General features: G+C 68.2%; 11 protein-coding genes. All 11 read left to right on the top strand.

Features of this window, described 5'->3' with window-relative positions:
- The coding region (locus AB7I40_RS23490; RefSeq protein ID WP_428348145.1) for a TadE/TadG family type IV pilus assembly protein at positions 1–441 on the top strand (441 nt) is incomplete at its 5' end.
- Positions 438–863: a TadE/TadG family type IV pilus assembly protein gene (locus tag AB7I40_RS23485; RefSeq protein ID WP_428344633.1), complete on the top strand. Its 426-nt coding sequence runs from the start codon at positions 438–440 to the stop codon at positions 861–863. The genes AB7I40_RS23490 and AB7I40_RS23485, both read left to right, overlap by 4 nt.
- The gene (locus tag AB7I40_RS23480) at positions 860–3,940 is read left to right on the top strand and encodes a LysM peptidoglycan-binding domain-containing protein (protein ID WP_428344634.1); all 3,081 of its coding nucleotides are present in this window, start codon (positions 860–862) and stop codon (positions 3,938–3,940) included. The genes AB7I40_RS23485 and AB7I40_RS23480 overlap by 4 nt, the downstream gene beginning before the upstream one ends.
- A gap of 154 nt (positions 3,941–4,094) precedes the next feature.
- A complete protein-coding gene (locus AB7I40_RS23475) occupies positions 4,095–4,994 on the top strand; it encodes a bifunctional DNA primase/polymerase (protein ID WP_428344635.1) in 900 nt (299 codons plus the stop codon).
- Positions 4,991–5,362, top strand: coding sequence for a hypothetical protein (locus AB7I40_RS23470; protein ID WP_428344636.1), 372 nt, complete (start codon positions 4,991–4,993; stop codon positions 5,360–5,362). Before AB7I40_RS23475 ends, AB7I40_RS23470 begins: the two co-directional genes overlap by 4 nt.
- Positions 5,359–6,288 carry a hypothetical protein gene (locus AB7I40_RS23465; protein WP_428344637.1) on the top strand — a complete coding sequence of 310 codons (930 nt, stop codon included), beginning with the start codon at positions 5,359–5,361 and terminating at the stop codon, positions 6,286–6,288. The genes AB7I40_RS23470 and AB7I40_RS23465 overlap by 4 nt, the downstream gene beginning before the upstream one ends.
- Positions 6,281–7,258 (top strand): ParB/RepB/Spo0J family partition protein, encoded by a 978-nt coding sequence (locus tag AB7I40_RS23460; protein WP_428344638.1) that lies wholly within the window; start codon positions 6,281–6,283, stop codon positions 7,256–7,258. Before AB7I40_RS23465 ends, AB7I40_RS23460 begins: the two co-directional genes overlap by 8 nt.
- A gap of 56 nt (positions 7,259–7,314) precedes the next feature.
- A complete protein-coding gene (locus tag AB7I40_RS23455; protein WP_428344639.1) occupies positions 7,315–7,989 on the top strand; it encodes a hypothetical protein in 675 nt (224 codons plus the stop codon).
- 3 nt (positions 7,990–7,992) lie between these two features.
- Entirely contained in the window at positions 7,993–9,075 is a 1,083-nt protein-coding gene (locus tag AB7I40_RS23450; RefSeq protein ID WP_428344640.1) for a M23 family metallopeptidase, read from the top strand.
- A gap of 54 nt (positions 9,076–9,129) precedes the next feature.
- Positions 9,130–9,420 carry a DUF6112 family protein gene (locus AB7I40_RS23445; protein ID WP_428344641.1) on the top strand — a complete coding sequence of 97 codons (291 nt, stop codon included), beginning with the start codon at positions 9,130–9,132 and terminating at the stop codon, positions 9,418–9,420.
- Positions 9,417–10,160, top strand: a complete 744-nt coding sequence (locus tag AB7I40_RS23440) for a DUF6349 family protein (protein ID WP_428344642.1) — start codon at positions 9,417–9,419, stop codon at positions 10,158–10,160. The genes AB7I40_RS23445 and AB7I40_RS23440 overlap by 4 nt, the downstream gene beginning before the upstream one ends.
- Positions 10,161–10,167 lie beyond the last annotated feature (7 nt).

The raw sequence follows: 10,167 nt of genomic DNA, 5'->3' as shown, positions 1-10,167 counted from the left end.
GACACCATGACGCGCCCGTGGGCGTACGACGAGCGCGGATCGGCAGCCGTCGAGGCCGTCATCGCCGTGCCTGCCTTCGCCCTTTTCGTCGGGCTGATCATCTTCGGTGGACGTACGGCGATGACGCACCAGTCGGTCGAGACAGCGGCCGCAGATGCGGCTCGTTCGGCGTCGATCGAGCGCACCACGAGCTCGGCGAAGTCGGAGGCGGTCTCTGCTGCGACCGCGAGCCTGGCCAACCAGGGCATCGACTGCCTCGATATCGACGTCGTGGTCGACGCCAGCGGCTTCTCACGCGCTGTCGGCGAGGCAGCAGACGTCTCGGTGACGGTCCAGTGCCGCCTCGACCTCTCCGATCTGTCGGTGCCCGGCGTACCTGGCAGCCGGCTGATCAAGGCGACGGTGACGAGCCCGATCGACACGTGGAGGGAGCGCGGATGATGCGGCGTACGCGCGACGAGCGCGGCTCCATCTCGGTATGGATGGTGACCGCAAGCTTCGTGATGATGATGCTCGTCGGACTCGCCGTCGACCTCGGCGGCCAGGTCCACGCCAAGCAGCGGGCCCAGAACATCGCCGCCGAGGCCGCCCGTACCGGCGGCGAGCGCGTCCAGGCCGCGCCGGCCATCGAGGGCCGCTACGTCAGCGTCGACACCGCCGCAGCCCGCGCCGCCGCCGAGCACTACCTCGCCGCCTCCGGCGTGACCGGAACGGTCTCCGTCACCGGCGGCGACACCATCCACGTCGAAGTCACCGACACCTACAAGCCCAAGTTCTTGAGCCTCATCGGCATCGGCAACCTGACCGTCACCTCCGACGCCACAGCGCGCATCGCCCGCACCCTGGGAGGAACCGAACAGTGAACGCACGCAAGCGCCTCACGGGCCTCGGAGCCACCGTGCTCATCCTGCTGCTCGTTGTCGGAACTCCGCTGCTGCTCGTCGCGATCGGCGCGACCCCGTGGCACGAGAGCCTCAGCGACCTCCGCACCCTGCTCACCAGCCCGGACGACGGCACCCTGGCGCTCCTGGTCATCGGGGTCGTCGCCTGGGTGGCGTGGGCGGTCATGGCTCTGTCCATCTTCGTCGAGATGCTCTCTGCTCTCAGAGGCGTGTCGGCGCCTCGACTCCCGGGACTCGCACTCCCGCAGGGCTTCGCGGGACGGCTCGTCGCGATGGCGACGCTGCTCTTCGCGGTCGCTCCCACGGTCGCACCAGTCTTCGCTCCGCAGCCCGCCCACGCCTCGCCTCCGGTCGAGGCACCTCGTCTCGTGGCCATGCCGGAGGGCGCGCCGCCGCAAGCCGTCCAGCAGGCCGCTCCCGCAGTGGCGGACCCCGAGCCTGACATGCCCACGGTCGAGTACACGGTTCGCCGCGGCGACAGCCTGTGGAAGATCGCCCAGGAGCAGCTCGGCGACCCGATGCGGTTCCGCGAGATCGTCGCGCTCAACGCCGAGGCCCTCCAGGGCGAGCCGAGCTTCATCGACCCCGGCCTGGTCCTGCGGCTGCCGAGCGACGCCACCCCCAAGCCGAAGGATGACGAGGCGTACGTCGTCGAGCCGGGCGACACACTCTGGGACATCGCCGAGGAGGAACTGGGTGACGGCGAGCGCTATCCCGAGATCTTCGAGGCGTCACGCGACACGGTTCAGCCCGACGGGCAAAATCTCACGAACCCCGATCTGATCCGCCCAGACTGGGAGCTCACCATCCCCGGCGCAGTCGTGGACCCGCCCGTGGTCGAGCCGCCGGTCGTTGATGACCCGCCCGTGGTCGAGTCCGGTGGCAAGCACGTCGGACCTGACCCGGTCGAGACAACCACACCCACAACACCCACCGCGGAACCGGGCGACTCGCCCGTGGCATCTGAGACCGACAATGCGGACGAGAAGGAGGCAGCGTCGTGGGTGCTGCCTGGACTGGTTGGCGGCGGCGCCCTGCTCGCCGGAGCCGTGCTGGCCGCCTTGCGCGCTCACCGACGAACCCAGCAGCGGTATCGCCGTCCTGGCTTCATGGTGGAACCGCCACCTCCAGAGGTTCGAGCGGTCGAACGAACAGCAACTGTGGCCGGTGCTCCAGCAGCTGAGGTGATCGTCCAACTCGACCGACTGCTGCGGCACCTCGCCGCGTCCACGGGCGAGCAGCCCAAACTCGCCGCCGTCGAGGTAGGCAAGCAGTCCGTCACCCTGCATCTCGCCGAGCCTGCGGACCTGCCCGAGCCGTGGTCCGGTGCGGAGACGAGGTGGTCTGCCGAACTCGACTCGCCCGTGACAGATGAAGACGTTCTTCCGCCGTACCCTCTGCTCGCCAGCATCGGACAGGGGGCAGACGGACACCTGTGGCTGCTCGACCTGGAACGGCTCGGGTCAGTCACTCTCACCGGCGACCCCGGGCATGCTCTGGCGCTCGCCCGTCATCTGGCCGCTGAACTGGCCCTGAGCCCGTGGGCCGTTATTGCAACCGTCGACACGATCGACGTTGCTTCCGAACTCGCGGACCTCGACACGCTCCGGCTGCGGGTGCATCCGGCCGACGACACGGTGTTCCTCAACCGTCTCCACCACGACCTCGCTCGCGACCAAGAAGACGGCCACGGAGACCCCGAGCCGTTCCGCGTCCTGCTCGTTGCTGGCGATCGCAGCAACGAGGTCCACTCCCTTGTTGACCTGGTCCAGCACCAGACGTCGCGTTCCGGCTTCTCGGTGGTCAGCATCGGAGACGCTGAGCCCGGCGATCTCGCGGTCGAGCTGACCAGCGACGGTCGGCTCCGCGTCCGGAAGATGGACCTCGACCTGCTCGCCGCTGGCCTGACTGCAGAGGAAGCAACCGCAACCGCTGCAATCGTGGACCTGACCCGCGAATCTCCCGTGGTCCCGATGCCGCGTGAGGAAGAGGCGACGGGGTGGCGTGCACTCGCCGACCAGGCCGGCGCCCTGCTGCCTGAGTTGACCGAGATCCGTCCTGCGGGTGAGGCGGGAAGTGACTCGCTGCTCCCCGAGGCCCCCCAGCGGTACGAGGCCGTCGCATCCACGACTTCCGACGACGTCGCCATGCTCGCTCCCCTCGTGCCCGAGCAGACCCGCCGCGCCGTCGAGGAGACCGACCCCGAGCTCGACGTTGACCTGGCCGAGTGGCACGACTCGGCGAGCCCGCTGCCGAAGCTGCAACTCCTCGGACCGGTGACCGTCACTGCTCCGAACGAGCCACCGGAGGCCGTCACTGAGCGACGGGCCTACTTCACCGAGCTCGTCACCTATCTGGCGCTTCACCCGGCTGGTGTCTCGTCACGACTCGTCCGTGACGCGTTTGGGATCAGCCAGTCACGAGCACGCACCGACCTCGGGTCCATTCGAGAGTGGTTCGGCATCAGCGCCCGAAGCGAGCAGCCACACCTACCGGCAGCGACCACCTCCCCAGCGCACGCGGCGCGGGGCGTGGGCGGCTACCAATTGCACGACGTCCTCGTCGACTTCGACCTCTTCCGCCGGCTGCGTGTCCGCGCCCAGGCGCGCGGAGCCGATGGCATGGCCGACCTGGGGACGGCGCTCGAACTGGTCACCGGTGAGCCGTTCACCGCGCTGCGCTCGCTTGGCTGGAGTTGGCTGCTCGATGACGAACGGGTCCACGAGACCGCCATGCTCGCAGTCGTCGACGTCGCTCACATTGTCGCGACGGACGCATTCTCCCGCGGAGATCTCGAACGCGCCCGCTACGCGGCGGAGATCGGATGTAGGGCCGCGCCGTACGACGAGGTCTGCCGACTCGACCTCGCCAAGGTCGCCGAAGCCGAAGGCCACGAGACGCTCGCGGATCAGATCCTCGACGAGCACGTCTTCAACCGCACCGACGACCACCTGCCGCCGATCGACCTCCCCGACCGAACGAAGACCGTGGTCAAGAACCACGACTGGGGCAGCCCGAAGCGGCCCCGCAAGAGCTGATTCGTCGCTGCGCAACCTCCTCGCGCAGAAATTCTTTCCTAGCCGCCACGGGGGGTTGACCTGCGAAAACGCTGACTCGACGACTCGCCCGTGGTGCCCCGGGCGAGCTGACCACGGGCGAAATTTGGTGCCCCCTCGGCGCAACGTCGTGGTCATGAACCACTCAGCACAACGGCAGTCCCGGACTTCGCGGTGGAACCCGTGGCTGCCCGTCACCTTGTCCGACGCGACGGACCTCGCCACCGCCTCCATGATGCTCGCCACGCGCGACATCCCGGTCTTCCCCTGCACGCCCGGCGGAAAGCAACCCCTGACCACCCACGGCTTCCACGACGCGAGCACGGACCCGGCGACCGTCCGCGGGTGGTGGCAGCGGTGGCCCGAGGCGAACATCGGCATGCCCACCGGAGCGGCGGCCGGGGTCGACGTGGTCGACGTCGACGTCCACTCCAGCGGCAACGGGTTCGCCGCCTTCGAGCGCGCCAGGTCCGCCGGCATAGCCGATGGCTGGGCGTGGCTGGTCCGCACCCCGTCCGCCGGCGTCCACGCCTACTACCTGCGCGGCGGAGTCGACGAGCAGCGGTCGTGGCAGGTCCCGAGTCAGCACGTCGACTTTCGGGGCGACGGCGGATACATCATCGTCCCGCCCTCCACAGTTGCTGGCAGGGCGTACGAGCTGATCGCCGTCGCTCAACACCGTGCTACTCCTGTCGACGCCTCGGCGCTCCGCGCGTTCCTTGAACCGCCACGGCCGAGCCGACCGCCCGCCTCCATGCCAGCCGTCGGGTCCCGCCCGGAGAAGCTGGCGGATTGGGTCGCCGCCCGGCCCGAAGGTGCGCGCAACCACGGACTGTTCTGGGCCGCATGCCGGATGGTCGAGGAGGGTCACTCCTTCGACTCAACCGCAAACCTCCTCGGCGACGCGGCGCGCTCTGCCGGGCTCTCCGACCGGGAGGCCATGACGACGATCCGGTCGGCGTACCGGATCGCGTCGCGACTTGGGGCCACGACCGTTGCCCGCCCTACGGCGGCGGCTGAGGCGGTGTCGCTATGAACAACAACGACTTCTACGACCGGCGCGATGGTCGGGCCATGCCCGACGAGCCGACGCCCCAGCCGCAACCTGACGAAGCAGCCTCCGCCCTCGCAGTCTACCGTGATCCGTCAGTCGCCGAGGTAGCCGTCAAGCCAGAGGCACAAGCCCAACGCGGCATCGCCTGGGTTCGCCCCACCGAGCTCCCGACTCTCGTCGGCGCGAAGTGGGCCAACCGAGGCATCGACCTCCAGGCCGAACTGGTCCGCCGCTCTCGCTCCGCGCCGGTCACCGCCGCCAAGGCCGGCCGACGAATCAGCCGCGCCGCCATCGCCCGCCCCGAGCCGCCCAGTCCGACGGTGACCACGACCGAGGAGTTGGGGCTATGACCAGCGCAACCGACGAATCCGCCCTGGACTTCACGACCACCGAAGGGCTCCGGCTCATGCTGGTCCGACTGCGCTACTCCGACACGGGCTGGAGCAACGATCCGGAGGCATCCGACCTCATGGTCTACGCGATGGAGAAGTACGGCGCGCTCGCCCGGAAGTACGGCTACGAGCCAGTCGAGGCGGCAATCGCGGCCTTCGATTCGATGCACACCCGCGCAGTGCGGGTCGCCGAAGATCCCTGGGCGGTCGTCACACGTGCCGTCGAGCTGACGCTGATCTACGACCGGCGCGCCGACGGACTCCTGTGCTCGAACCACCAGGCTCGGCGGGAAGTCGACATCGAGCGTCACGACGCGGAGCGCTTCAGCGACCGCGAGGCAGACCTGCTCGACTTCCACCCCGCTTTCGCGATCCCGGCACCGCAGGACTCGATCGAGTTCGAGGAACTGACACCGGATCACGACGTGGCAGCCGACCACGATCACGTCGACGAGGACGAAGTCGAAGAGGATGAGAACGAGGAGCCGGAGCCTACGAACGCATGGTTGGCCGTCGACGAAGCGGTGGACGTGTTCGTCGCGCTGCGCTGGCCGGCGGACCTCACTCGCGCCGCTCTCGACTACATCTGCACCCGTCTGATGAGCGCCGGCAACCGCCAGACCGCGTTCGAAGCGCTGAGACGAGACCGTGGCGCGCACGCGATCCTGGACGTCAACCAGACGGAATGGCTCGTGTTTCTCCGAGTAATCCTCGGAAACCAGCACCCTGACCGCCGGCACACCTCGGCTGGCCGCGGCATGCTGCTGAGGCTGGTCATCGGTGACCAGGCCGAGGATCTGCTGCGAGACAAGGCGCTCCTCGCCGAGATCGCGAGCATCCGTCAACCCGTACGCCTCCGACCGGTGGCAGGTCGTCATGCCTGAGGAGAAGGGCCACATCGAGTTGGAGCGACAGGTCGACTCGATCATCGTCGGCGTACGACACCGCCAGCACCCGGAAGAAGGCATCGAGCCTCTGATGGCGTCGATCAAGAAGCTCGGCCTGTTGCAGCCCGTCACCATCACCCCCGACGGCGTGCTCGTCTGTGGTGCTCGCCGGCTCGAAGCCGTGAAGCGGCTAGGGTGGCGCACCTTGAAGGTATGGGTCAGGTCCGGCATCTCCGACGAGCTGAATCGACTTCTCGCGCAGAACGACGAGAACGAACAGCGCAAGCCGCTGAGCCCGCTGGAGCAGGCAGCGCTGTTCCGAGAGCTCAAGGAGCTGATGCGCGAGGACGGCAAGCGGCGCCAGGAGGCGAGCCGCTTCGGCGCCGACAGCGAATCGGATGAAGAAGACGGTGCCGCCGCCGCGGCGGCACCGCGAGGAGAAGGCGACACGCGACGCCAGGCAGCCCAGGCGGTGACCGGCAAAGCGTCGTACAACATGCTGGAGCAGATCTCCGCAATCGAGCGGGTCGCCGCTGACCGATCTCTCCCTGACACGGTTCGGAAGATCGCCGAGTCAGCGCTGGAGGACATCCAGAACGGCGGCGACGTAAAGCCGGCCTACTTCACCGTCCAGGCGGCGAGGGAACTCATCGGCGTGGACGACTCCCCGATGCCGCCGGGTCCCATCACCTCCGAGGAGCTGGAGGATCTTGCCAACGAGGCGCTCAACAGGATCGACAAGAAGGGCCGCAAGGGCAAGAAGAAGCCGAGCACCTCGGGCAGATCTCTGCGGGCCTTCCGGCTCACCTGGGGCGATCTCGACGGCTGGTCCCGGTTCTACAACCCGACTGAGCTCGCGGTGCAGCTCAACGACGACGACTGGGCGATGTTCGAGCGTGTGGTCGCAGAGACCAATGCCTTCGCCGACGAGATCCGCGCCCTGCGCTCCAGCCCGATCTCGGCCTGAGCGGATCGGCGCGCGCACCTGCCTGCTGTCACTGACCGCAGACCCTAGGGGTGCTCATGCTCTATCCGACGTCCGACGACGTCCGGCGACGCCGGCTCATCGTCGCTGGCGTAGCGCTCGTCCTCCTTCTACTCGCGGTCACCGCGTACGCCGTCCTGGTCCACCGCGCGCATTCGTCCAAGGTAGTTGCTCCAAAGCATGAGGACGCGGGGCTGGGTGACACAAGGAATCCGAGTCTCCCGGTCACCGAGCTCGCCGACCTCCGGCCCACGAGCGACCCGGAGACCTTCATCCGGAAAGTCGCGACTGCGCTCTTCGAGTGGGACACGACCACGATCGTCAGCCGCACTGATCACATCGAGCAGCTCGTCGCGGTGGCCGACCCGACGGGCGAGTCGACTCCCGGGCTCGTGTCCGATCTCGACAACTACCTACCGACGCAAGATGCCTGGGTCGAGCTGGCGAAATACGAGACTCGTCAGTGGCTCACGGTCGAGTCGATGAGCACGCCGTCCAAGTGGGCGGAGGCTCAAGCCCAAGCCGGTGACGAGTTGCTGCCGGGCACGACCGCCCTGACGATCCACGGCACTCGGCACCGCTCCGGGATCTGGGAGGGCGAACCGGTCGCCTCTCAGCACGACGTCGCCTTCACGGTCTTCATCGTCTGCGGTCCGGCGTACCCCGAGTGCCACCTGCTCCGACTGTCGATGCTCGACAAGCCGCTGGAGTGACCGATGGCCAAGGTCGTGGTCGGCGGGCTGGTCGCACTCCTCCTGGCGCCAGCGAGCATCCTGCTCGGCCTCGGCACCCTACTCAGCCCGGCAGCCCAGGCGGAATCCCAGTGCCTCATCGCACCGCCGGTGCCCACCGGCGACTCCGCCCCTGTCGTTCCCGAGACCTCGCATGTGGTCTTCCCGCTGCCGACGGGAACCTGGGTTCAGACGAGTGGCTTCGGCATGCGGGTCCACCCCATCACTGGCGAACGAAAGCTGCACACCGGCGTCGACTTCGCAGCACCGAGCGGAACCCACATCCTTGCCGCTGCTGACGGGCATGTGGCTTTCACCGGCCCGGCCACCGGATACGGCCACCTCATCCTCATCGAGCACACCGTCGACGGGAAGCGGGTCGCCACCGGCTACGCGCACATGTACACGGGCGGCATCCACGTCAGCGCCGGAGACTCGGTCACCGCGGGCCAGTACATCGCCGACGTCGGTAGCGACGGCTACTCCACCGGTGCACACCTCCACTTCGAGGTGCGACCGGGCGGAGCGAACGGCGCCCCGATCGACCCGGAGCCCTGGCTCGCCGGGCACGGCGCGGCCGAGGTCGAAGGCGGCTCGAACACGGCCGGCTGCTCGGCTGACGGTGGGCCTGCCACCCCGTACTCCGGTGAGAACCCAGACCACCTCGTCGACGACCCCACCAGTGAAGGGCAGATCACCGAGCGCACCGCCAGCGTCCTCACCCAGGTCCAGAAGAACTTCCCCGACTCGCATTGGTCGTGCTGGTCGGAACGTCCAGGCACCAAGTCCGAGCACCCTCTCGGACGCGCCTGCGACGGCACCTTCGGCAACTCCATCGGCACGGCCGCGACCGGACATGCGCTCAACTACGGGTGGAAGGTGACCAACTGGCTGAAGGAGAACGCCAAGACGCTCGGTGTCGAGTACCTCATCTGGCAGGGCCGCATCTGGTCGGTGGCACGAGCGGCCGAAGGGTGGCGCCCGTACGACGGCGGAGGGATGCACGACCCCAACGGCATCACCGGCGGTCACTACGACCACTTGCACTTCACAGTCATCGAGAACTAGTCGATATTCCGCTTGCATCAGATGTAAGCGGGGAGGGCCAAGCACCTGCTGAGCGTGAATGCTTTATCCTACCTCGCCCCCCTTGTTGGCCCTGACTTCGGCGCCGTCGGAGGAGCCAGCAAGCTCCGCGCCATCGTCGGCGCACTGCTGACCTACGGCCTCATCGTGTCCGTGCTGATGGTCATCATCTGCGCGGCGACGTGGGCCATCGGTTCCTCGAACGGGAGCTGGCAGACGGTAAGCAAAGGCAAGACCGGCCTCTTCGTCGCGCTCGGCGGCGCGGTCCTCACGGGCGGCGCGCTCGCGTGGGCCAACTGGCTGCTCGACGTAGGCGCGACGTTGTGAACGACGAACAGCTCGCCTTCGACATCGAGGGGATGCACCACGACGTGGCGGTCGAGGCCGCGCCCGAGTGGACTGGCGCTCCGCTGCACGTCACCACGGCGTACTACCCGCCTGCCGAACTCGATGCCGCCTTCGAGCACTGGCAGTTCCTGCACGCCCACGACAAGACCCACACCAACAGCCGAATGTGGCGTCGATCGGTCACTGTCCCCGAGAGCGACCAGGTCGCCGGGCACGGATTCGTCCTCTACACGACGGATCTGCGCTGCGAACCCTGGAAGCACGCCGACAAGCACGAGAGCTGCGCGTGCGTGGGCGAGCTGATGTACCAGGCAATCTGCGAGCCGTGCGCATGGAACGGGATCACCGACGCCGAGAACGACGCGGTCGACATGTGGCACGACAACGCGCTACCCGGGTGGCGCGAGCTACCGATCGTGCCGTCGCGCCTCCGGATGATGGACAAGGACGGCTTGTCGAGGGCCGCGAAGAAGTGGATCGCCGAGCACTACCCGAGGTCGATGCAGGTCCCTGGCGCGCCGATCCTCACCGAGCGCCGTCCCTACGGAACGCGGCATGTCCCCGGCCGGTCGCCGTGGGGTGGCTACGACCTCTCGCACACGGCCGTCGACCCGGACCGCGTCGTCGAGGGCGCGGGGCCCCTTCGCCGCGCACACGACTTCCCAGCAGAGCCGACACAAGCCGTCGCGTCGTCGCCGGCCCTCGGTCTCGGCCACTGACCGGGTG

Source organism: Nocardioides sp. (genome assembly GCF_050246775.1).
In the GTDB taxonomy this organism is placed as follows: Bacteria; Actinomycetota; Actinomycetes; order Propionibacteriales; family Nocardioidaceae; genus Nocardioides.
Note: the sequence above shows the minus strand (reverse complement) of the source record. Positions and strands in the feature narration are given on the sequence as shown.

Bases quoted from the DNA above. Each gene is read 5' to 3' on its own strand.
- AB7I40_RS23450 (WP_428344640.1), top strand. From the start codon at position 7,993: ATGGCCAAGGTCGTGGTCGGCGGGCTGGTCGCACTCCTCCTGGCGCCA.
- AB7I40_RS23470 (WP_428344636.1), top strand. From the start codon at position 4,991: ATGAACAACAACGACTTCTACGACCGGCGCGATGGTCGGGCCATGCCC.
- AB7I40_RS23455 (WP_428344639.1), top strand. From the start codon at position 7,315: ATGCTCTATCCGACGTCCGACGACGTCCGGCGACGCCGGCTCATCGTC.
- AB7I40_RS23485 (WP_428344633.1), top strand. From the start codon at position 438: ATGATGCGGCGTACGCGCGACGAGCGCGGCTCCATCTCGGTATGGATG.
- AB7I40_RS23460 (WP_428344638.1), top strand. From the start codon at position 6,281: ATGCCTGAGGAGAAGGGCCACATCGAGTTGGAGCGACAGGTCGACTCG.
- AB7I40_RS23475 (WP_428344635.1), top strand. From the start codon at position 4,095: ATGAACCACTCAGCACAACGGCAGTCCCGGACTTCGCGGTGGAACCCG.
- AB7I40_RS23465 (WP_428344637.1), top strand. From the start codon at position 5,359: ATGACCAGCGCAACCGACGAATCCGCCCTGGACTTCACGACCACCGAA.